Origin of the sequence: Lysinibacillus sp. S1 (genome assembly GCF_044986265.1) — a bacterium.
GTDB classification, from domain to species: domain Bacteria; phylum Bacillota; class Bacilli; order Bacillales_A; family Planococcaceae; genus Lysinibacillus; species Lysinibacillus capsici.
On record NZ_CP173154.1, the window covers coordinates 631,592 to 655,047 of the forward strand.

Sequence of the window (23,456 nt, forward strand, 5' to 3'; positions counted from 1 at the left end):
GTGTGATTTTTTTGTTTTGAGTGCTTTTATAATCAATTCTTTTAATGTAAATTAACTATAAGCTGCTATTTATTTCAATTACTTCTACTAGAACTTGTTTCGGTTTAATATTTACTTATGTTTGTTTTCCTCAAACTTTACATCTAGACCACAAAACTCTAATATTTCATTTACACTTTTTTGATATTTCAAGGCGCTATTATCATGAACAGGAGGGCATAACCAAAGTTCCCTACCATGCTGATCTCTTAATATTACTTGGTAAACCTTATCATTACCAAAAAAATCTTTTGTGAAATATCCATGCTCAATAGCAGACTCTCTATTATTAAACAGGATAATATCACTAGGATTGGGAACAATCGATGAATATTCATATAAGAACTTTGTTTTATCATCCATATAAGACACGTAATTCTCTTCATCTTGCAAACAAACTATTTTTCCCTTGTGATAATATAAAGTTGCTTTACATTCTGATTTTCTCGTAATTGCACTTTCAATAGGATAAACTTCAAACTCCCCTTTTTCATTTTTAAAATACTTAACTATGTCATAACTACTATCTTTTACACATTTGGACTTGTCTGATGGTATACCAAGTTTCTCAAGTACTTTTTGTGAGTAAGATGGTCCTATACCGCCATAACCGCAATTCAAATTATTAAACCAAGCTTCGTTGCCGTTTATATCTCTTATTATAAATCTTGCTGATTTCAAACTTTTTAAATCGGACAAATCATTTTCTGAAACTAAGTAAAATCCATCAAGTATTGCATCAAAATCATTAAAATAAACAAAAATATGAGTTATCTCATCCAAATTATTTACCATTAAAAAAGTGAAAAAGTTTGTTGTTGCAACTCCTCGGATTCATTACTTCTATCTTCCTCACGGTAAGGATTCACATAGAAAATACAATCCACTATATTTGATGATTCATCCATAATAAGATATCCTTTATCCACTTGTTTCTTCAAAGCCAGTAATACATCAAAATAAATGAAGGGACGATGCATAATGCCTACAGAAAAATGCTTATTAAAGCCAAAATCATTAGCCATAATATGACTAATTGCTACCGCGCTATGTTGACCGTTCAATACAAGTGAATATGCTACTTCATCGAAAGCAGCATTATAGCCGAGCTGTGCTTTTACTGATTCAATTAGTTTGTCTTCTATCATCTTTTTTTCTTGTGACAATTTTTCTATACGTTCGTTTTCCTGCTGTTGTCTTTTGATTTCAATTTCGCGTTGAGCCTTTCTTCCAGCCTCTAAAGTGGCCTCAATATTTTTCTTTTCCTGAAGTAATTCTTCAATTCGTCTTCTTTCTTTCTGGCGCTCTTCAAGGTCAACTTCACGCTGAATTTTACGTTGTTCTTCCTCTAATGCTTCCATTTGTTTTTGAAAATATTTATTTAACCTATTGATTTGTCGATCTAAAATTGGAATATTCATTTCAAAATGCCTTTTAATGCTTTCAGAAACTACTGTTTTATCAGGGATTCTATTGTAGTATTCGTGGTAGTACACATTATTATTTAATTTCCATAAAAGTTCATCTAGTTCATAATCAATCTTATCTAACTCATTTATAACGCCATCTATTTCATTCACTTCAATATTTAAAAATGCACTCAAATGATCCTTCCCATATTGAATTTTTGTCCGAGTCACTTGATGTTCAACGGTAAACATATATCGTAGTCGTCGACCACAGGCGCATCGCCCATCTAGATTACCTGGACCAAAATCATTGTAATCGGAAATCAACCAATCTACGACATTCATCTCATCTTCTTGAAGAGTTATATCTATGGACTTGAGTGCTGTGATTTTTTCCTCTCTCATAACGTTTTCTAATACTGTCCGTCTACCACGTTTCATTTCGTTTTCTAAAAAATTCCGTTGTTTTATAGTTAATGCTGATAGCTGTTGCTCTCTTTCATCCGCAGAAAGCTTTTTATACATAAACATCCCTACTCTCTTTAGCTTAAATGTGGAACGAATTAGTTCTTGAATGTCACTTGACTATGTAGAATCAGTTAATTATCCATATTATTACTTATTTTATATATATTACTTAAATTATAACAAATAAAATTATGCTTTGTTCTATCGCTACTAGTTAGTGGAGAAACTGTAGCTTTGAATTAAAGTTTGAGTAAAATTACCTTGCAAACCCTTATTTTATGTTAAATTAAGAAGAATCCCTTTTGAAAAAAGATTGATCAAAAGGGGTTTTTCTTTAGCAGTTATAAGTTAGGTTTTAATAAAAAAGTTTGATTATTTTCTACCTGTGTTGCTCCACAATCGCGCCCGTTTGTTGAAGATCGTTTCACCTAAACCACCAGCAATTGTAATATAGGATTGAGAAGAATACAGATTTAGAAAGTCTCCATATACAGGTTTTTATTCATATAACACCCCTACAATGTTTTCTGCAATATTTTGAAAAGTCTTATTGTAAACTCTCTTTATATACCTTTGTATAAACAATATCCAATGAAAAAGCCAAGTAACGTTTGTTTTACAGCGTTTCTTGGCTTTTGTGTCTACCCAAACTTTTATTTGGGAACGTTATTTTGAATGGGTTTGTATAAAAAATAATTACTTAATTTTAAATTTTTAACCTATTTTTAACCTTTGTATGTTATTTTTTACTTTTGTATGTTCTGAATGCTAGAGAAGTTGACGTTATTCGTACATAGAAATCACAAGAAAGAGAGGGACTTACTATATGAAAAAACTAGCTAGTCTATTCCTAATCGTGTTACTCCTCAATTTACAATGGGGAAATATACCGGTCTATGGTGCTGCGAATAGTGAATCCGATTTTTTAACAAATCCAAATGGTACAGGCGTTACCATTAAAAGTTACAAAGGAACAACAAAAGACGTCACTATTCCACCTACTATTGATGGTCAAGCGGTGACCAGTATTGGGGATTCTGCCTTTGCGTCTAACCAGCTAACGAATGTGACCATTCCTTCTAGCGTGACCAGTATTGGGGATTCTGCCTTTCGATATAACCAGCTAACGAATGTGACCATTCCTTCTAGCGTGACCAGTATTGGGGATTCTGCCTTTGCGTATAACCAGCTAACGAATGTGACCATTCCTTCTAGCGTGACCAATATTGGGGAGTTTGCCTTTGCGTCTAACCAGCTAACGAATGTGACCATTCCTTCTAGCGTGACCAGCATTGGGGCTTCTGCCTTTGCGTCTAACAAGCTAACGAATGTGACCATTCCTTCTAGCGTGACCAATATTGGGGAGTTTGCCTTTTATAATAACCAGCTAACGAATGTGACCATTCCTTCTAGCGTGACTAGCATTGGGGCTTCTGCCTTTTATTATAACCAGCTACCGAATGTGACCATTCCTTCTAGCGTGACTAATATTGGGGCTTCTGCCTTTGCGTCTAACAAGCTAACGAATGTGACCATTCCTTCTAGCGTGACCAATATTGGGGAGTTTGCCTTTCAATCTAACAAGCTAACTAATGTGACCATTCCTTCTAGCGTGACCAGTATTGGGGCTTCTGCCTTTGCGTCTAACCAGCTAACGAATGTGACCATTCCTTCTAGCGTGACCAGTATTGGGGATTCTGCCTTTGCGTCTAACCAGCTAACGAATGTGACCATTCCTTCTAGCGTGACCAGTATTGGGGCTTCTGCCTTTCGATATAACAAGCTACCGAATGTGACCATTCCTTCTAGCGTGACCAGTATTGGGGATTCTGTCTTTTATAGTAACCAGCTAACGGATGTGACCATTCCTTCTAGCGTGACCAGTATTGGGGAGTATGCCTTTTATAATAACAAGCTAACGAATGTGACCATTCCTTCTAGCGTGACCAGTATTGGGGCTTTTGCCTTTCGATCTAACCAGCTACCGAATGTGACCATTCCTTCTAGCGTGACCAGTATTGGGGAGTTTGCCTTTTATAATAACCAGCTAACGAATGTGACCATTCCTTCTAGCGTGACCAGTATTGGGGCTTCTGCCTTTGCGTATAACCAGCTACCGAATGTGACCATTCCTTCTAGCGTGACTAGTATTGGGGATTATGTCTTTTATAGTAACCAGCTAACGGATGTGACCATTCCTTCTAGCGTGACCAGTATTGGGGGTTTTGCCTTTGCGTCTAACCAGCTACCGAATGTGACCATTCCTTCTAGTGTGACTAGTATTGGGACTTTTGCCTTTTATAATAACCAGCTAAATCAAGTTGAATTTAAAGGACAAATTTCAAGACTTAGTCAGACAGCATTTAATCACCAAGCCAAGCCAGGAGCTACTTTTCACGGATGGTTCGAGGACCAATCGTATACTACTTCATGGACATATACGGTTACAGCACCTATGATAATTTATGCAAAGTGGCCCACTTACTCAACAGGCATAGTTCTATCACCCAAAACAGGGCAACTAACTGTTGGAGGCACACAAAACTTCCAACTAATAGAAAACCTTTCGGATGGCACAACCCAAGATCAAACTGGGAATGCCCAATTTACAGTAGATGATTCAGCCATCGCCACGATGCAAGATAATGTCTTAACAGCGATTGCTCCTGGGACGGTGACCGTCAGGGCTACTTACGGCAGCACATCTGATACAGCAACCATTACGGTGAATTCAGCTCCTGTCACAACAACAGGCATTAGTCTTTCACCTAAAACAGGGCAACTAACTGTTGGAGGCACACAAAACTTCCAACTAATAGAAAACCTTTCGGATGGCACAACCCAAGATCAAACTGGGAATGCCCAATTTACAGTAGATAATTCAGCCATCGCCACGATGCAAGATAATGTCTTAACAGCGATTGCTCCTGGGACGGTGACCGTCAGGGCTACTTACGGCAGCACATCTGATACAGCAACCATTACGGTGAATTCAGCTCCTGTCACAACAACAGGCATTAGTCTTTCACCTAAAACAGGGCAACTAACTGTTGGAGGCACACAAAACTTCCAACTAATAGAAAACCTTTCGGATGGCACAACCCAAGATCAAACTGGGAATGCCCAATTTACAGTAGATAATTCAGCCATCGCCACGATGCAAGATAATGTCTTAACAGCGATTGCTCCTGGGACGGTGGCCGTCAGGGCTACTTACGGCAGCACATCTGATACAGCAACCATTACGGTGAATTCAGCTCCTGTCACAACAACAGGCATTAGTCTTTCACCTAAAACAGGGCAACTAACTGTTGGAGGCACACAAAACTTCCAACTAATAGAAAACCTTTCGGATGGCACTACGCAAGATCAAACGGCGAAAACCGGATTTACAGTAAGCGATCCAACGGTTGCGACGATCCAAGGAAGTACCTTAACTGCAATCGCACCCGGTACGGTGACTGTTACGGCTACTTACGGCAGTTCATTTGATACGGCTACCATTACGGTGAAGGCACCAACAACCGTACCAGAGACGACACCGGTACCACAACCAGACGACTCAGTGGAACCGATGCCTTCAGGTGTCATCCCTATTATTCGTACGGTTGAACAAGGAATCGTGCGTTATCATGCAAACGTTTTATTGGAACCTGTTCAAGTACAAGTACAACAAATGTCGAATCAAGAGGAACGAACAATTCGTCTCGTATACCCAGCAGAAACGGCGACAGTAGAAGCGATTTTACATCTCCCACGAACGGCTGGGCTCTATTTAAACAAGCAACAAACGAATCTTTTTATGCAAACAGCATTAGCACACTTGATGATGCCATCTACCGCATTTAATGGGATCACTGAGGATATATTCTTCCGCATTATGCCTGTAAAGGCACAACAACAGGAAATGATTCAGGCGAATGTGCGACAAAATGAACACATTCAACAGGCGATGCCAAATAGAGCAACCCTTTCATTGTTAGGGACACCGGTAACGATTGAAACGAATCTACAAAATCGTCCGATAACGATTACGTTACCAATTTCGGCTGCATTAACAGCAGAACAAATGGCCTCACTGGTTGTTTATATTGAGCATAGTGACGCAACAACTGAAGTAAAACGTGGTCGTATAGTAGAATTTGAACCAGGTGTGAAAGGATTCCAATTTGAAGTCGATCATTTCTCCACATTTAGCTTAGTGTATGCTTCAGAAGTGCAAGAAGAAGAGAAAGAGGAAGTAGAAACAAACCGATTAGTGCCCTACATTCAAGGGTACCCAGATGGCACATTTAAACCAAATGCTTCGGTAACACGTGCTCAAATGGCAACAATGTTAGCCCGTTTCTTAACAAATGGGAAAATTCCAACAGCCGAAGTAACTTTTGAAGATACGGAAAAGAATACTTCGAAGTATGCGATTGAGTTTGTGAAACAAGCTGGTTTATTTAATGGCACAACCCAAACCAAATTTGACCCGAATGGGACAATTACCCGTGCCCAAATGGCGGGTGTCATCGCACGCTGGGTAGATACAGTGTGTGCACAAGATGACACGAAAACGTATTGTCAAACCGCTAAGCCCGGAAAAGTCTTTTCCGATGTTGCAGCAAGCCATTGGGCTGCCTCATCGATTGAAAGAGTAAGTGCCCTCGGCATTATGACTGGAAACAGTGCGACAACGTTTAATCCGAATGGTGCGTTAACACGTGCACAAGCGGTAAAAGTCCTGAACCAATTATTTGAACGACCAACAGTAGAAAACATCACCGAATCAACATTCCGTGATGTACCGGCTAGTCATTGGGCAATCGGAGTCATTGAAGCAGCTGCAACAGAAATGACGATGAAAAAATAAGACAAAAAAGACACCTGTCTGATTGGGATTCAACTCCCATCAGATAGGTGTCTTTTTTGTAGGATAGAACGTTACCAAAGCGTCGTTTGGTAATATATCTTTAAAAATTGTTATTCAATAATATGGCCCGTTTGTGGAATACTACCTTTTTATAAAAATCCTTTGGTCTCAGTGATCCAAAGGGGTATAACTTCGCAACTTTTTTATAACTATCGCGACTTTGTTTTAAACATCGTGTCTTTTTTATAAACTTCGCAACTTTATTTCAAACCACACATTTATTAATAGGCTTTAAATTTAATATTTAATAGATGAATCCAATCACATACCACTTTTATTCCCATAGATATTTAAAGTGTTTCGCTATAAAACAAAAAACCCCGAATAGTTTTCACTTTTAAGTGTCTACAATTCGGGGCTTCAAGATGTATTCAAGGAGTAAGTTTTAAATAAGTGTAATCAATTCTAAGCAGATATTACCCAGACTTTATATCTTGTTTCCTTATCTATTGAAATCTCAGTAATTACTCTGAATTCTTTCATTTCAGCAAGTCTAAAAGCTAAGGAATAAGCTATTTTATAATCTGGTGTATCATAACCATCATATAGTCTTGCATAAATCTCATTTCCTATTGAGTCGGCCCATACATCTGCTTCATGTAAGCTATCGAAAATAATATTTTCCTTATTCCATCTAAGAGCCATCTATTTAACCCCCTATATGGAAAGTTTATGATACTCTACATTTCAGGTCAACCGAAGTAGCACTACTATTTGCACCGTTAGATGAATGTGCTCTAAAGAATAGAGTTACAATATCGTTGGCTTTAAGAGGTTGGCTTTTGCCTGTTAACATAATTTGATAATTTTTCAAACTACCATGGAAATTATAATCTGGTGCTGCTGTGTGATTTGAATACGGCGAATTAATCATAACACCATTTACAGTTGCAGTACCGATACCAACCGTTGTTGTAGGACTATATTTAGAATAAGCTGATGATCTTATGTGAAAACCCCACTGTATTGAACTGCTCCCCAAATGTTAGACACATCTAACATTTGGAGGAGCAGTTTTTATATGGCTAAATTTACATCGGAAGAAAAACTACAAGCAGCCTTACGTTACATAAAAGGCAATGAAAGTTCACATGAAATTGCTAAATCTATCGGAACAGATCACAAAGCAATTCTTAATTGGGCGAAACAATATGAGTATAATGGCGTAGAAGCGTTTATAAAGCGATATACAAATTATTCGGCACAGTTTAAACTAGACGTACTAAACTTTATGATTGAAAATGGTACGTCCTTACTTGAAACAGCAGCTATCTTTAAGATAGCTACGCCTTCTACACTTCGTAGTTGGAAAAAGCAATTTAAAACAAAAGGATTCGATGCCCTTCAATCAAGGAAAAAGGGGCATCCATCCATGAAAAAAGAAACGAACAAACAACMAAAACAAGCACCAGTAGAAGGGACACCTGAAGCACTTCAAGCAGAAATCAATCGTCTACGTATGGAAAATGAGTACTTAAAAAAGTTGAACGCCTTAGTTCAAGCCAAGGAAAAATCACCAACGAAGACAAAGTAAAGGTCATCTATGAATTAAGGCATAAATACTCGGTGACGGCGCTTGCGAAATTCGCAGGCATTCCACGTAGCACGTACTATGATTTAGTGAAGAAGATGGATCGTCCAGATCCAGATGCCGAGTTAAAGGCCGAAATTCGAGCAATTTATAACGAACACGAAGGTCGTYATGGTTATCGTCGTATTCGWGATGAGCTAGCAAATCGTGGGAAAAAAGTGAATCATAAAAAGGTTCAACGTATCATGAAAGAATTAGGTTTAAAGTGCTTAGTGCGTATGAAGAAATACAAATCTTATAAAGGGACAATCGGTAAGATTGCGCCTAATAGATTGGATCGTAACTTCATAGCAGAAGCACCGAATGAAAAATGGGTTACAGATATTACGGAGTTTAAGCTGTTTGGTGAAAAGCTCTATTTATCACCTATTTTAGACTTATTTAACGGCGAAATTATTACGTACACAATTGGTCATAGACMAACATATTCGCTTGTATCAGAAATGTTGGAGAAGSCACTARARAGGTTGCCAGAGGAACATCAATTATTGATGCATTCAGATCAAGGTTGGCATTACCAAATGAAACAATATCGCCACGCCCTTGAATCAAGAGGCATTGTGCAAAGTATGTCACGTAAGGGAAACTGTTATGACAACTCTGTCATGGAGAATTTCTTCGTCATCATGAAGTCAGAATTCCTCTACTTAAAGGAATTTGATAGTGTCGAGCATTTTAAAAAGGAACTTGAAAAGTATATAACGTATTACAACACGAGACGTTTAAAGGCAAAATTAAAACTGAGTCCGGTAGAATACCGAACTCAGTTTACCCAAGCTGCCTAAACGAAATAACCGTGTCTAACTTATAGGGGTCACTTCAGTTATATGCAGCTTTTGGGGTTTTTTATTTTTCTTTACATTACAATGTATAGTAATGCATGCACACAGTTGGCTTGTTGGGACTAATATAATATTAATAATTCTTGGCAGTGTGTTAAGCAAATTTATGGTTGCATTCAAAAGATGATGAACCATTGAGTTATATCCAGGATGTACTGGGCTTCATTCTCCTGTTTGTTGTCTTGAGGTTTACCAAAGTAGAAGATATTTTAAAAAACAAATGAAATAGTATAAAAAATAAGGACCTGACAGCTATAGAGACTGAAGGTCCTTTTTTATATCCAATTTTATATAAATTTATCTAAAAAAAGTGTTGCTCCCTTCTTTCATTAAATGACCCATTTATGAAAAAAAGAAGCTTCCCTTATTTCAGAAAAGCGCCCTTTAGGATACATCCCGCATTTTCTTTAGACAAAGAGAAAAACGCCTAAAACCAATTTTCATAAGGCTTCAAGCACATAAGTAATGTAATAAATGGGTTGAGTGAAAAGAATGGAGGAAATTCAACTTTAAATCAGATTATAGCTATCAATATAGTCTTAGAATTAATCCAATGCGAATTTGCATAAATAGACTTGCTACAGGGAAGACTTTTTAAAGAAAATTATGGAGGTGCGAATTACGTGTTTGAGAAAAAATTAGCACTTCATGAAACCATGGAATTTCATGAAGTCATTAACTTTATGACAACTAGTTTACTTAAATCGAAGCTGAGTCAAGGTGTGGTCTTTGATGATGATTTAAGAGCGTTATTGGACAAAAATGTAAAATTATCTACCCCGGCACTCACTGCTATGGTTAAGCTCTACTCAAAATCGGAATTGGAATATTAGGAGGACAATTGTATGCAAGACTATTTAGATCCTATAAATTCAGTTGGAATGCCTGAACTAACTGATTCGGGGATTGCTCTTGAGTTTTTACTTACAACTAAAACGGGTATTCGGAATCTTTCAATTGCCTTAACAGAAACAGCTTCTCCTGCTCTTCAGAAAATCTTGAGAACTCAGCTGGATGTCATGGTCGATTTATATTTCGAAATTTCTGAACTGATGGTAAAAAAAGAATGGCTAAAACCTTATGATCTTGCAGGACAAAAGGAACTGGATATTAAATCAGCAGAAAATGCGATTAGTATTGCCCAGTTGGATTTATTCCCTAAAGATATGAATCGAAAAGGAATGTTCCCTACCCCACCGAAAAAATAAACGAAAATGAGGGATTTTTTAAATGAAAGCTGTCACTTTTCAAGGTGTAAAAAATGTTGAGGTTAAAGAAGTACAAGATCCTAAAATAAAAAAAGCCGATGATATTATTGTTCGTTTAACCACTACTGCCATTTGCGGGTCAGACTTGCATTTGATTCATGGTATGATTCCGAATCTTGGACAAGATTATGTCATTGGTCATGAACCAATGGGTATTGTAGAAGAAGTTGGAAAAGATGTGACGAAGGTTAAAAAGGGTGACAGGATTGTCATTCCTTTTAATATTGCATGCGGGGAATGCTGGTACTGCAATCATGATCTGGAAAGTCAATGTGATAATGCAAACGATAATGGCGAAATGGGTGCCTACTTTGGTTATTCAGACACAACGGGCGGTTTTCCGGGAGGACAGGCAGAGTTTATGCGAGTGCCCTATGGCAATTTTATTCCTTTCAAAATTCCAGAGAAATCAGAAGTTCCTGATGAAAGTCTCGTTCTCCTTGCCGATGCAGCCTCTACTGCTTTTTGGAGTGTAGATAATGCTGGTGTGAAGAAAGGAGATACTGTTATTATTCTTGGTTGCGGACCTGTTGGACTGCTAGCACAAAAATTTGCTTGGCTGAAAGGAGCAGAAAGAGTAATCGCAGTTGACTACATCGGGTATCGTCTTAAACATGCAAAGAAGACAAATAACGTCGAAATTGTTAATTTTGAAGACCATGAAAATTGTGGTGAATACTTGAAAGAGATTACCAAGGGCGGTGCAGACGTTGTCATTGATTGCGTAGGGATGAGTGGAAAAATGACGCCACTAGAATTTCTTGCAAGTGGGGTAAAACTTCAAGGTGGTGCTATGGGAGCCCTTGTCACAGCTAGTCAAGCTGTACGTAAAGGAGGAACAATCCAAATTACCGGTGTATACGGCGGTCGATACAACGCCTTCCCACTTGGAGATATATTCCAACGCAATGTAGCGATTCGTACTGGACAGGCTCCAGTTGTTCATATCATGCCCCATGTCTATAACTTAATGGCTGAAGGAAAAGTGAATGTCGGTGATATCATTACACATGTCCTCCCCCTTGAAAAAGCAAAACATGCTTATGAAATATTCGATACAAAGCAAGAAGGTTGCATTAAAGTGGTTTTAAAACCCTAATATAGAAGTTTTCAGGTACTTTTGTCTCTGCATTGCAAAAGTACCTTTTTCATTGACCTAGGGGTACATATTTATATGTATTACATCTGAAAGTGATTCTTCAAAATGGCATTAATATTTGAGCACCAAGCCTCTTCGACTGGCGAACTACATTTTGATCAACAGAACTAACCCCTCCCTAACCAAAAATCATTATGTAGCGATTCCTTTCATTGAACAACTTCTAATGAACAACTCAACATCCCATTTGTTTTATTTCCATGAGGAAAGACGCTTTCCTTATTTGAGAAAAGCGCCAAATTTCTGAGTAAATAATTAGTTTGGCAAAACAGTTGAATAAGTTTTTGAACTACCTTAGATATCCACCATTATTAATATCAAATGTCGCACCTGTGTAATGCTTTGATCTATCTGACAAGAGGAAAATAACAGTATCAGCAACATCTTCAGGCATTACAGGTGTATCGATGAGCTGATGATTTAAATATTCCTCTTTTCTCCAAATAGGTATTGCATCCATCATAGGAGTGTTTACCATTGTAGGGGCAATGGCATTAACTCTGATGTATGGTGAGAAATTCACTGCACAGCTTTTAGTTAATCCCAATATAGCAGCTTTTGAGAGTCCATATATTGCATCTGAACTGCCTTCCATACCTGATACAGAAGACATATTCACGATGACTCCCTTACGTTCGCTCTGAAGTAGATATTTCCCGAACATTTGAGAAAAATAAATACATCCCTTTAAGTTTATATCTATGACTTTATCAATTTCCTCGGTTTGATAATCCAGTATATTCTTACCCAAATAAATCCCTGCATTATTAACTAAACTATCTACATCACAATGTTCTCTTTCCAAATTTCCAAAAAAATTGACTACTTCTTCATAAATACTTACATCTAGTTGATATGTATACAAATCTGAGGGGACATTCATTGATTGTTTTAATTCCCTTAAGGCGTCTTCATTAATATCACAAGCAAGTACTGAAGCACCTTCATCTAAACATTGTTTAACAATTTCTTTTCCTATACCAGAAGCTGCACCTGTTACTATTACTTTTCTATTTTTAAGCATCATCTATTTTACCCCTTTATTAAAAAGTTAGGATGTTATGAAAAACTCTACCTAAATTCTATATTATTGATAAGTATATCTTTGGCGCAAGAAGAACATTGTTTAACCTCTCTTTATAAAAGACCTGTTTTTTTAACTTATTACAAATTTGATTGATTTGTTGTCTTGGTTTAATATCCAACTTTTCAGAGAGACAATCATCACAATATATATCTTTTTGACTGTTAATAAAGTTTTGGACAATCTGTATATTAGATGTAAGCTAATTATCTTCCTTCCTTAAAAAGAAATCTTTGCTCACAATTATATAAGTCTTCCACTATACTTCCATTAGAACAGAGATAACGTCTGTTATGCATTACGTCGTGTTATCAATGTTTTGCTATTGAATTTCTTTGTGGCCAACTGAGGTAAAAAATGTGCGACACGCTTTAGAATATGTGTGCAGGAAAGATTGAAGTTTACATTAACTTCAATCTTTTTATATGTAGAGATTCCTTTAGAAAAATAAACTAATAAGTGCTAAAATAGCAGGTCCACCTTGTTTTAATAGAATCGATTTAGAGCTTGTTAAGCTACCATACAAAGCGACAATGATTACAAAGATTAAAAAAATGGCAACAATTTCAGTTTGCTGATGTGACAAAAATAATCCATACAATAAGGCGATCGCAATCAGACCATTATAAACGCCTTGATTTTTGAAAAGAACTTGAACATTTGCATTTTCTAACGCTTCTTCAGACAGATTAAATGTTTTTGCTGTTCTTTTAGAAGTAGTTGCAAACGTTTCTAAATACATAATATACAAATGCTCAGCTGCTACGACTAAGCTTAAAATAAAAGTTAATGAAGACATCCTATTCCCTCCTAAAAAATCTTTAAAAAAGCAATGTCCTCAAGTGTATCAAGGACATTGCTTGAAACTATTTATTAAAACGAACAATGCGGTCTATTGGTAGGCGTGAAGAACCATATGCTGGGGCTGCCGCTTCACCAATGGCTAATAATAAAATAGGAATTTCATTTGCTGGTAATTCCATGTATTCCGCGAATTTTGCTTTATCAAACCCACCCATCGGAACGGTATCATAGCCCATTTCCTTCGCTAATAGCATGATTTGCATCGATACTAAGCCAGCATCAAAGTGTACGATATTTTCTAATGTTTTTGTTGGTGCTGAACCATACATTGTCAGCGCATCTTGTGCAAGCTTATTGGCAATTGGTTCTGGCATATAGCCCAGCTCCACGTTTTTTGCATAGATTTCCTCAGCATTTACATACATCTCTATATCACCAATGACAGCAATAATGGCAGAGGCTGTTTCGATTTGCTCTTGATTAAATGAAAAGAAGTTGATATTCTTCTGAATTTCCTTATCATCAATGACAAGAAAGCGCCATGGCTGCATATTACTTGAAGAAGGTGCTGAAGTAGCATCCTGCAGCAGCTGCATGATTGTTTCACGCGGAATTTTAGTCTCTGCATTGTATTTACGAACAGATTTACGCATTTGCATAATTTGTTTTAATGGTGTAGTTGATAACATGTAGTTTCCCTCTTTTCACAATTTAAACTGCTTTTATTGTTACATTAATATTGCCCATTGTTGCTTTTGAATATGGGCATACCGTATGTGTGACCTCTAATAATTCCTGTGCTTCCTCCACTGCTAGTCCTTCAATATGCCCTTCGATTTCCACTGCAAGCACATAGTCAAAAGAAGCTTGCTCCATTAATTTCACTGTTACTTTAATGGTTGATGCATTTTTTAGTTTCTTTTGGCGTTTGATTAAATCTAATGCACTATTAAAGCAAGCACTATAGCCAGCCGCAAATAATTGTTCTGGGTTTGTAACATCCGCTAATTTGGAGCCTGGTGGTGCAATTTTTAATGATAAAGATTGATCTTCTGCATAGGATGTGCCACTACGGCCACCTTCATTAATCATTGTAGTTGCGTATAATTCTTTCATAACTGAAAACCCCTTATCTTTTGTTATTAATTAAATTGCATACAATCTAATTTTTACAAATTGAATTGTACACAATTTAATTGCGTTTGACAAGTAGGAACTTTATTTTTAATATAAATGGTAGTAGAAGAACTTTAAGAGGGGATTTTTATGCCTAATCATTTAGATAATCAGCTGTGCTTTCTTTTGTATGCAACATCTAAGGAAATCACTCGGCAATATACATTATTATTGAAGCCTTACGATCTTACTTATACAGGCTATATCACTTTATTAGCTTTAGAGGAAAACGAACAGATAACGGTGAAAGAATTGGGCCAACGTTTATTTTTAGATTCAGGAACATTAACACCGTTGTTAAAAAAATTAGAGGCAAAGAATTACATTTGTCGTGAACGTTCTAAGGAGGACGAACGATTAATGAAAATATATTTAACCAAGGAAGGCGTAGATGTAAGAAGGAAACTACCTGAAGTGTCCCGCCAAGTGATGAAGCAATCTAATATCTCAGAGCAGCAATTTGTACAACTGAAAAATGTACTTCAAGATATCGTTTATAACGATTGGAAAATAAAAGATGAAAACTAACACATAGCTATTCCATTAATAGGATGAATATGTAAATAAGAAGGATTGGAGCTACATTGGCTTCAATCTTTTTTTGTTTTTCTCTCCCTTATCTCCTCAAATGTTAATAATCATGTGGCTACCGTTAAAATTTAGTATACTTACATTTATTAATTAGTTTAATTTACAGCATAGATAAGTAATTTTGAAAGTAGAGGTGTTTGGATGAAAACATGGACAAAGACTATAAACATAAATGCCCCCATCGAAAACGTTTGGAAATTACTTGATGGCTCTTTAGCTGATATGCAGAAGATTATGCCACAGGTAATTGAAAACAAGCCTGTAAAAGTAACAGAAGAAGGGGTTGGCAGTATTTATCGCCAAAAATATAAAGAAGGAAAACGTATCGAAACGTATGATGTAGAAACATTGGAATATTCGAATACACCTGATAAAAAAATATTGAAAGTAGGCTTTGTACTCGCTAATTTGTTTGAAATTACGGCTTACTATGAATTAAATAAAATAAATGAAACAGAGACTTCCTTTACTTATTCCGTAACAAATAATGCGTTAAAATGGTTCGTCAAATTATTTTTATTGTTTGCATCGGACAAAGTAGTCGTACAATTTTTAGAACGGGTCAAAACAGTTGCTGAAGCGCAAGACTAGCACCTAAAAAATAAACCGTAGAACTCCCCTTGAGGTGAGCTTCTACGGTTTATTTATTACTAAAAGTCTGAACCTGTAATTTCTTTTAACTTACCGTTTTCTTTAATCTTTTTAAGGCCTTCATTTAACTTATCTAAAAGCTCTTTGTTCCCCTTTTGAACCATGAAACCATAGTATTCTTTTTCGAAGGAATCATCTTTAATTACTTTGATTTTGTCATTTGGATGTGCCTTGATATATTCATAAACAACTGAATTATCTCCAATCGCCGCTTCTACGTTGCCATTCAGCATCTCTTGAATAGCAATTGGTTGATTTTCGAAAGCAAAAATGTTGGGACTAGATTCACCCTGTAGCTTTTTGGCAGCCATATGACCAGTAGCATTAATTTGTACAGAAATCTTTTTATCTTTTAATTCATCCAATGATTGGATCTTTGAATCTTCTTTCACCACGATTAATAATTGAGATTCGTAGTACGGCTCAGTAAAATCAAATGTTTCCTTACGCTCGTCCGTAATTGTAATCCCTGCACCACCAATATCTGTTTCACCATTTTTAATTGTTTGGAATACCGGCTCCCAACCAATACTTTCCCACTTCACTTCAAAATCCATTTCATCCGCGATTGCTTGTAACACATCCACATCAATCCCTACAATATTCCCTTTATCATCAAGAGATACGATAGGTGCAAATGTAGCCTCAGTACCTACCTTATAAACTTTTTTACTATCTCCATCACCTGATGATGTATTGTCTTTCGAGCCGCAACCCGCTAAAACTAGCGTGAAAGCTGCCATAATTGTAAGCAACACCATTAAATTTCTTTTCATAGCCCATCCCCCTAGTATGATATTTTTTCCATAATGCGTATTATTTTTCGCAATTCGGAAATGTAAGACTATTACGTAAATTATAGTGACAATATTCTCTTTAGACAATACTTTTTTGTATAAAAATAATCATTTCTTTATAAATAGTATTATTCAATCTCGTTTTTAGGATTAAAAGGAATAAATAGTTAACCAGAAGCTATAAAAAAAGAATCTCCCCTCGGAAATTCTTTTTTGCGCATCTAAATCTTTATCGTATTGGATGTTCAAAATTCCAATTTGTATAAATGGCAGCAGCCTGAACTGGATTTGAGGAGGTATCTTCTGTATAGCCGCCAATTAAATTACCTACTCTAAAAGTAGGCTCAAATAGCTGTTCCTCCTTAGGTGGTGCTGTCGGTCCATCTATTCCTATTTTGGTTTTATCTGTCACGACTACTTCCATACCGTTATCCAATGTAAAGCTCAGCCCATCTTCTCCTACTTCCGTAATGGTCCCTTCGATATTTACTAGCGCACTTGCCGCAGGAGCTGAATGGTCCGCAACAATTCTCTCCGTCAAATCAATTGGTGTATCATGATTTATATTTACCATAGCAAGGACAGCAATCACTGCACAGGCTACTAAGCTTCCAACACTAATTCTTACTTTTTTCATAAAGGACCTCTTTTCATATTTCATCATCTCTTCCTGCATCTTACGCTTAAATTCCTCAGAAGCATGAATCTGCTTCATCACATTCTTATAAGCATTCATCATACTTTGCTCCCCTCTTCTAGAATCGTTTTCAGCTTCATTCGTGCCCTTCTGAGCTTTGAGCCTACTGTATTGACGTTGATCTCTAATAAATCAGCAATTTCTGCCGTTGTATAGCCCTCGTAATAATGTAAATAAACAATGACTCTCTCTTCTGAAGGAAGCTCAAAAATTTCAGTAAGAACCATCTGCTCCTCTTTTGCAATAAAGGCCATTTCGTCTGTAATGGGTACCGTCTTCTTCACACGTGAGGACTTAAAATAATCCTTGCACTTATTAAATGTCACCTTTATAAGCCAAGCCTTTAAATGTGCTTCATGAGCAAAGGGCTTGTTCTGCCTTATCAGTGTCATATAAACCTCCTGCACAATGTCCTCCGCCTCAGCCATATTTTTGGTCTGTTGCACAGCAATTCGTATGAGGGTGTCACTATATGTTTGGACAATTTCTTGCACACTTAAGCCAGCAAACTTTATCATATTTTTCACCTAACCTCCTTCATGACATAATACGATTCAACTTTATTTATTCGTGCAACAGATACACTTTAGCTACATTTTAATAAAAAGAAGAAACCATTCATGAGATATACAAATGTATCCCCTTAATAAATTACTGAATAATAGCCATGCAAAAACCCGCAAACCGTAGATGATTTGCGGGTCCCTCTCCTCATTGCCATGCTCGATTGTTCCATTGCTTGAAAAATTCGTCCTCAGCCAAAATCGCTTCATAAACAGGGATAAAGAATTGTTTCAGAATCCCTGTCATCTCGAGTGTAGAAGTTAGCTCGATTGTAAAATGATGACGATCAAATAAGTCCACAATATACGTCTGCAATCTTCGTCCTTCAATAGTTTGCGTGTGTAGCAATTGTTGTACTTCATTTATTGTTTTTTCAGTCTTTTCTAATGCTGGGTACTGGTAAATTTCGATAAATTTTTGTGCCAGTACGAATTCTGTTGGATATGTATTAACCACCGCAGCCTTATTGTCTAGCAAGCTTGGAAAATTAATGGTCTTTGGTGTTATTCGCATGTTTTCTTTAAAGGTAATCCTAACTTCTATGTATACAGTCATTTTGCCCAATGTAGCTGGTATGCTTAGTTGAATATTGTCATTCGATATGGACGATTCGATCAGCTGTGCATTCCATTCAATGCCATCCGCTGGTGTGCTAGTGAGCTAAATTTCATGTTTCACTATATCGTGTTGATGAACGCTTGCTTGCGCAGTCAGCGTGACTTCTTTGGAAGGCTTCACCAATCCATTTGTTAAAGCAAATAATAATAGATCCCCATCTAGATAAAATTGATCTTCATAGGAGGATATGGATAGACGATAAAGCAGTCTTTCTTGGCAATAGCGTGATACTAGCTGATCCATATTGTCTTGCCGTATAGCCATTTCTTCTAATTGTGTCACGACATTCGTCGATAGTGTGTCGATATTTCCCATTGACATCCCTCACCTTTTTGATTTTTCTGATTTTTATATGCAGAATTTAGATTTTTACTAAAATTCATGCTTTTATTATCACTTATTTATGGAAGAGAGTAAACGGTAATGTATACCAAAAAGGCCTGTCATGGTTGGACATGACAGGCCTTAAAATTAGACAAGGGGCAGCCTCGCTGTTGCGAAACTACCCCTTTAGTATTTATAGGTAACATTCTCGTAAATTGTAAAAGTCTCAACCCAATCGTCTGGGGAATATTATCTTGAAACCAGATTCGTTTCATCACCGCGGTAAAATTCCACTGTGTGCCTTCTAACTTAAGCAACGCAAACCCTTCCATCTTTTGCGTCCTTGCAGCCCCAAAGCATGCGCCAGTGTGAATAAGTATCTACAAAAACAAAAAGCAGAATGCCAGATTACGGAAATATGCTACCTAAAATAGCACGTGTTCTATTATAGCACCTTATACTACAAAAGTAAAGGTCTATAAAAAATTACCAAGGAATCTCCTTAGAGCATTTAATCTGATAACCCTTTTCAGCTGTCCATTGGAGAAGTGTTTGCCAAAAGTTTTCACAGACAGCTATGATTTGCTGAGGATTCGTTAGATTGCCCGTCATGACCATTTCAGCTAATGCTTTTAACCCATGTGGCTGATCATCCATCGCTAAAGCCTCAGGTAATACTTGTGCAGATGTTGTATAGCACTGCCTATGGTGTAATCCTACTATCATGGCACCTGTCATCGCTATTTTCATCGCCAGTATCGGCAAAAATGTAGTGGGACCCTGAACAGCTATGTTCCTTAATTTCCCCATGTATTCATACATTTCGTCTACAATGGTTTTGCAAATTGCTTCCTTAAATCGGGCATTCTCCACAGTGGCCGCTTTGTCTTTGAGTTCTAGAAAAAAGCCAGTAGGATCGTAAAGTGGCTGTAAATCGAAAAACTTCCCATTTGTTAATGGCCAATCTTCCTCAACCGTTATTGCCTCTTCGATAATCACTTCTGCTTGATCGAAATTAACCTCTGCCTTCCAATCTCCTGCTGTCCATTCATAGCTATAGCTGTGCTCTAATTGATGACAGACACACTTAAGCTCAATGTCAGAAAACGGACCATCTGATTTTCTAGCCAACGAGCCATAAATACCAATTGCTCGAACATTTCCTCCATATTTTGCGATAACTTGTTGCGCAATCGAATGGGCAATCTGCATGCGTTCATCACTTGTCTTTTTTCTTGGTCCAATCATTTACATCGCTCCTTTTATAAGTAAGATCGTTGTTATTGAACCAAGGTGGACCACGGGCTTAACGAGGGATTTTTGCTGGTGACATCATTAAAATCTCCTTTCATCACATTTCCTGCAATTTAATAGAGCATACAAAATCGATATGAAACGCTTCATGGCTTACAGATTGAATGTGACCCTCATATTTCATGTCATATAGTAAAATTATTGCATTATAAGCTTTCTGTAGTTCATTGCCCATTTTGGCTAGCACTTGATGTTTAAATTGCTGCGAATAGGAAAATTCATCACAAAGTAGTTGCTTAAGTTGGTTTGAAGCTGCTTCGTAAAATAGCGCTTCACAAAAATCCTCGTCGAAGGTTAAGCCGAAATCGTATTCAAATTGATTGTAGAACTCATCATAAAGTGCTTTAAACTCTTCCTCACAAGTACGGTGCTGATTTTCTGGTAAAAAAAGCTTTGCTAACTTTTGTGAAAAGGCTTCGTCCGTTTCATCTTCTCCCTGATAGACAGTGGCAAGATATGTATGTAACTGTTCTTCGCTTGTAAAATTACCAGCCCATATGGAAACATAGCCATTTTGTTCATCATCCATGACCTCATCCCTTTCTCGAATAAATCAATGCACCGCCTGAGCCCATTATTATTAAATGCTTGCCAGATGGCGAAAATCCACATTTAATCATGCCATCCAATCGCTGTAAATCAATAGCTGTCGCATTTTTTAAATAAGTATAATTAGTTGTATAAAGATAATCGAGTACTACTGTGGCACGTGGCCACCAAGGATAAATAACTTCAACCTGCCAGCCATCTGCTGTCATATGAATCCCATCCCCAGCTTCAAAGCCGAAAATAGATATTGTCCCCTGAGGTAATTGAAATGTTAAACGGTCATCACTCATTCTGTCGTAGGTTTCATCCACATCTCGTTCTCGATGAAGACGACGACCTGTTATAGGCTCAGTGATACTATAGCCAGAGCCACTAATTAGCACGATGTTTTCCTCATGATCCCAACCGCAAGCCAAAACACCATTGGCAGTAATGCTCGTTTCATACGCCCATGGAATAGGAGGTTTCGTGCAGATCAACGACTGTGCATTCGCCAGCAAGTCTAGCTCAAAGGGAGTTCGTTTATCATTGTTCACCATATTATTCCACCCTCCTCTTTTATTACCATATACTAAAAAAAGGCTTGTCTCAAGAACAAGCCTCTATACCTCTAACACACCATAATGAAATTTTGCAGTTATCCGTTCATGCTGCTGAAAGTCATAGGTCGCAAACCACTCTGAGCGAAAATGTGCCTTTAACACCACACGCTTTTTCGCTACACGCTTGGCTTCATAAACCCATTCATCGGTTAATGTGACATGCTCCCCTGCTAACCGTAATGCCTGAAAATTATCGGCCTCTTCTATAACCTTCTCAAACATTGGGTCCATATAAACCACATCAAATGCGTTGTCTGGTAGGGTTTTTAAATAGCGAACAGCCTCAGACTGTATTACCTCGATGTGTCGCATACAGGCAGTTAACGGTAGCTCGGATGTATCATAGGCTTGCATCCCCTGTCTAACAATAAACGCTACATTTGGATTTGCTTCCAGTCCCACAACACGACCTGCTTCACCCACTGTATAAGCCGCTAACATGGCATCTGCCGCTAAACCTAACGTACAATCCAACACCGAATCCCCCAGTTGAAGCTGTGCCGCTTCCAAAAAAGGCTCTGCCTCACCACGGGCCACACGCTTTAATCGAAACGCCGCAGAATTGGGGTGAAAGAAAAACGGCTCCTGCGCCCCATAGGCATAATACTCGAAGCGATTCTTCCCAGCGACCATCACATGTGCCTGCAACTCCTGCGAAATTTTGCGAACAGAGCGCTTGTTCCGTGGCTCAAACGCAGCACCTAATTCTTGACACGCAAAAGCAGCGAGCGCCATCGATACATCGTCTGGTCTGCCCGCTGTCGTCACAATCGTTTTTAGTTCTCGCATGTTTGCTCTAACACGCCAGTTAAATGAGAGACAATCTGCTCCACAGGGAATCCCTCAATTTGTTCACGTGGGATAAAGTAAGCCAACTCCCCATCCTTTAAAATCGCCATAGATGGTGAGCTAGGTGGCACATCCTCAAAATAACCACGCATCGCCGCAGTCGCTTCTGGATCCTGCCCCGCAAACACCGTCACAAGATGATCTGGCTTCACCGCTGCAATTGCCTCACGCGCCGCTGGACGAGCAAGCCCTGCAGCACAACCACAAACCGAGTTAATCACCACTAACGATGTTCCCTTCGTCTCCGCCATAAATTCATTCACCGCATCCGCAGTCGTCAGCTCCGTAAAACCAGCCTCCACAAGCTCCTCACGCATCGGCTTCACAACCTGCTTCATATATTCATCATAAGCGTTCATGCTTTTACCCTCTTTCATATGTATTCGCAAACCTTATTATAGCAAGGTTTTGTGTGAATGTACAAAGACATGCTTTTCGCCTGATTTCGTAGGTTTTCGGGAGAAATGTGACTTTTTTGTGATTTTGGTGACTTTTTTGTGTAACGGATAGTGGTTTTATTTAGGGTCGTTACACACCTAAAAAATGGAACTAAATCAAAAGCATCTTGAGAATAGAGAAAAAATAACCATGCTTAATAATAATTAAATACCTGATCACTTCTATTTAATTTTGGTTTAAAGCACATTCAATTTCAGTTATCCAAGTTTTCCCTCCATAAACGACAAAGGTTGTTTCATTACCTTTCCTATCAAAAATCTTAACTCTTTGAGAGATAAGAAGATTTAAACCATTCTCGGCTCGATCTAAATTCTTTAAACTAATTTCCCAATATAAATTAGGATTAATGTTTAAAGCATGAGCACAAAAAATAAGGCGTTGATTGGTTAGTAACAAACGGCCTCCATCCGATTTAGTTGCACTATAATAAATGTTCGCCATGCCAGAGCGTATAGGTAGCTCATTCGTACCCATCTCAATTTCATGGAAAAAAATCTTTTTATAAGAAGGTTTAAATTCATTTAGATCGTATGTAAATTGTTTCAAATCAGTTGTGATGATGTAACTCCCACAGTATTCACATGACTTATTGCTTGGGTTAAAACCTGCAGCACAGTTTGGACAATTCAAAGCTTTCACCATGCGTCATCTCTCCTATTATGGATTTATATAGAGTATACTTT

General features: G+C 37.6%; 25 protein-coding genes. 7 read left to right on the plus strand and 18 right to left on the minus strand.

Annotated elements, in window-relative coordinates; translation table 11 throughout:
- Positions 1–111: 111 nt before the first annotated feature.
- Positions 112–834: a hypothetical protein gene (locus ACHZEU_RS03280; protein WP_039884582.1), complete on the minus strand. Its 723-nt coding sequence runs from the start codon at positions 832–834 to the stop codon at positions 112–114.
- Positions 834–1,973: a hypothetical protein gene (locus tag ACHZEU_RS03285; protein ID WP_404804014.1), complete on the minus strand. Its 1,140-nt coding sequence runs from the start codon at positions 1,971–1,973 to the stop codon at positions 834–836. The genes ACHZEU_RS03280 and ACHZEU_RS03285 overlap by 1 nt, the downstream gene beginning before the upstream one ends.
- A gap of 769 nt (positions 1,974–2,742) precedes the next feature.
- Here ACHZEU_RS03285 and ACHZEU_RS03290 point away from each other — a divergent pair.
- A complete protein-coding gene (locus ACHZEU_RS03290) occupies positions 2,743–6,774 on the plus strand; it encodes a leucine-rich repeat protein (protein WP_279494804.1) in 4,032 nt (1,343 codons plus the stop codon).
- A gap of 465 nt (positions 6,775–7,239) precedes the next feature.
- Here ACHZEU_RS03290 and ACHZEU_RS03295 read toward each other — a convergent pair whose 3' ends face one another.
- Positions 7,240–7,479: a hypothetical protein gene (locus ACHZEU_RS03295; protein ID WP_004224260.1), complete on the minus strand. Its 240-nt coding sequence runs from the start codon at positions 7,477–7,479 to the stop codon at positions 7,240–7,242.
- Between the two features lie 376 nt (positions 7,480–7,855).
- Between ACHZEU_RS03295 and ACHZEU_RS03300 the strand changes: the two genes are divergently transcribed.
- The 4 genes from ACHZEU_RS03300 to ACHZEU_RS03315 all read left to right on the plus strand — a co-directional run bounded on the left by ACHZEU_RS03300 (position 7,856) and on the right by ACHZEU_RS03315 (position 11,634).
- Positions 7,856–9,210, plus strand: a protein-coding gene (locus ACHZEU_RS03300) for an IS3 family transposase (RefSeq protein WP_404804015.1) whose coding sequence is annotated in 2 segments (ribosomal slippage) — positions 7,856–8,309 and positions 8,309–9,210 — 1,356 coding nt in all. Because the reading frame shifts where the segments join, the coding sequence is not laid out codon by codon here.
- A 680-nt stretch (positions 9,211–9,890) separates the two neighbouring features.
- Positions 9,891–10,100, plus strand: a complete 210-nt coding sequence (locus ACHZEU_RS03305; protein ID WP_016993944.1) for a hypothetical protein — start codon at positions 9,891–9,893, stop codon at positions 10,098–10,100.
- A gap of 12 nt (positions 10,101–10,112) precedes the next feature.
- Complete coding sequence (locus tag ACHZEU_RS03310) at positions 10,113–10,475, plus strand: spore coat protein (protein WP_048394572.1); 363 nt, start codon at positions 10,113–10,115, stop codon at positions 10,473–10,475.
- Positions 10,476–10,497: 22 nt separating this feature from the next.
- Complete coding sequence (locus ACHZEU_RS03315) at positions 10,498–11,634, plus strand: zinc-dependent alcohol dehydrogenase (RefSeq protein WP_054549299.1); 1,137 nt, start codon at positions 10,498–10,500, stop codon at positions 11,632–11,634.
- A 349-nt stretch (positions 11,635–11,983) separates the two neighbouring features.
- On the opposite strand, the gene ACHZEU_RS03320 is transcribed toward ACHZEU_RS03315, so the two are convergent.
- The 4 genes from ACHZEU_RS03320 to ACHZEU_RS03335 form a co-directional block, all read right to left on the minus strand.
- Positions 11,984–12,718 (minus strand): SDR family NAD(P)-dependent oxidoreductase, encoded by a 735-nt coding sequence (locus ACHZEU_RS03320; protein ID WP_048394621.1) that lies wholly within the window; start codon positions 12,716–12,718, stop codon positions 11,984–11,986.
- 499 nt (positions 12,719–13,217) lie between these two features.
- Complete coding sequence (locus ACHZEU_RS03325) at positions 13,218–13,577, minus strand: DUF1304 domain-containing protein (RefSeq protein WP_066037869.1); 360 nt, start codon at positions 13,575–13,577, stop codon at positions 13,218–13,220.
- A gap of 67 nt (positions 13,578–13,644) precedes the next feature.
- Complete coding sequence (locus ACHZEU_RS03330; RefSeq protein WP_066037868.1) at positions 13,645–14,271, minus strand: nitroreductase family protein; 627 nt, start codon at positions 14,269–14,271, stop codon at positions 13,645–13,647.
- 22 nt (positions 14,272–14,293) lie between these two features.
- A complete protein-coding gene (locus ACHZEU_RS03335; RefSeq protein WP_004228436.1) occupies positions 14,294–14,698 on the minus strand; it encodes an Ohr family peroxiredoxin in 405 nt (134 codons plus the stop codon).
- Between the two features lie 150 nt (positions 14,699–14,848).
- On the opposite strand from ACHZEU_RS03335, the gene ACHZEU_RS03340 reads away from it, so the two are divergent.
- The gene (locus tag ACHZEU_RS03340; RefSeq protein WP_054549302.1) at positions 14,849–15,286 is read left to right on the plus strand and encodes a MarR family winged helix-turn-helix transcriptional regulator; all 438 of its coding nucleotides are present in this window, start codon (positions 14,849–14,851) and stop codon (positions 15,284–15,286) included.
- A 204-nt stretch (positions 15,287–15,490) separates the two neighbouring features.
- On the plus strand, positions 15,491–15,940 hold the full coding sequence (locus ACHZEU_RS03345; RefSeq protein ID WP_048394580.1) for an SRPBCC family protein: 450 nt from the start codon (positions 15,491–15,493) through the stop codon (positions 15,938–15,940).
- Between the two features lie 59 nt (positions 15,941–15,999).
- On the opposite strand, the gene ACHZEU_RS03350 is transcribed toward ACHZEU_RS03345, so the two are convergent.
- The 11 genes from ACHZEU_RS03350 to ACHZEU_RS03400 all read right to left on the minus strand — a co-directional run bounded on the left by ACHZEU_RS03350 (position 16,000) and on the right by ACHZEU_RS03400 (position 23,415).
- Entirely contained in the window at positions 16,000–16,776 is a 777-nt protein-coding gene (locus tag ACHZEU_RS03350) for a basic amino acid ABC transporter substrate-binding protein (RefSeq protein WP_004228443.1), read from the minus strand.
- Between the two features lie 250 nt (positions 16,777–17,026).
- Complete coding sequence (locus ACHZEU_RS03355; RefSeq protein ID WP_066037867.1) at positions 17,027–17,536, minus strand: hypothetical protein; 510 nt, start codon at positions 17,534–17,536, stop codon at positions 17,027–17,029.
- On the minus strand, positions 17,533–18,012 hold the full coding sequence (locus ACHZEU_RS03360; protein ID WP_404804566.1) for an RNA polymerase sigma factor: 480 nt from the start codon (positions 18,010–18,012) through the stop codon (positions 17,533–17,535). The genes ACHZEU_RS03355 and ACHZEU_RS03360 overlap by 4 nt, the downstream gene beginning before the upstream one ends.
- A 193-nt stretch (positions 18,013–18,205) precedes the next feature.
- Positions 18,206–18,613 (minus strand): hypothetical protein, encoded by a 408-nt coding sequence (locus ACHZEU_RS03365; RefSeq protein ID WP_404804017.1) that lies wholly within the window; start codon positions 18,611–18,613, stop codon positions 18,206–18,208.
- A 105-nt stretch (positions 18,614–18,718) separates the two neighbouring features.
- On the minus strand, positions 18,719–18,991 hold the full coding sequence (locus tag ACHZEU_RS03370) for a hypothetical protein (protein ID WP_404804018.1): 273 nt from the start codon (positions 18,989–18,991) through the stop codon (positions 18,719–18,721).
- 495 nt (positions 18,992–19,486) lie between these two features.
- The gene (locus ACHZEU_RS03375; RefSeq protein WP_404804019.1) at positions 19,487–20,248 is read right to left on the minus strand and encodes an ANT(4')-I family aminoglycoside nucleotidyltransferase; all 762 of its coding nucleotides are present in this window, start codon (positions 20,246–20,248) and stop codon (positions 19,487–19,489) included.
- 103 nt (positions 20,249–20,351) lie between these two features.
- Positions 20,352–20,843, minus strand: coding sequence for an immunity 22 family protein (locus tag ACHZEU_RS03380; RefSeq protein ID WP_279494799.1), 492 nt, complete (start codon positions 20,841–20,843; stop codon positions 20,352–20,354).
- A gap of 4 nt (positions 20,844–20,847) precedes the next feature.
- Complete coding sequence (locus ACHZEU_RS03385) at positions 20,848–21,402, minus strand: hypothetical protein (RefSeq protein ID WP_048394591.1); 555 nt, start codon at positions 21,400–21,402, stop codon at positions 20,848–20,850.
- A gap of 63 nt (positions 21,403–21,465) precedes the next feature.
- The gene (locus ACHZEU_RS03390; RefSeq protein WP_048394593.1) at positions 21,466–22,254 is read right to left on the minus strand and encodes a class I SAM-dependent methyltransferase; all 789 of its coding nucleotides are present in this window, start codon (positions 22,252–22,254) and stop codon (positions 21,466–21,468) included.
- Positions 22,242–22,673: a BrxA/BrxB family bacilliredoxin gene (locus ACHZEU_RS03395; protein WP_004228455.1), complete on the minus strand. Its 432-nt coding sequence runs from the start codon at positions 22,671–22,673 to the stop codon at positions 22,242–22,244. Before ACHZEU_RS03395 ends, ACHZEU_RS03390 begins: the two co-directional genes overlap by 13 nt.
- 265 nt (positions 22,674–22,938) lie before the next feature.
- Entirely contained in the window at positions 22,939–23,415 is a 477-nt protein-coding gene (locus ACHZEU_RS03400) for a hypothetical protein (RefSeq protein ID WP_404804020.1), read from the minus strand.
- Positions 23,416–23,456: the final 41 nt, after the last annotated feature.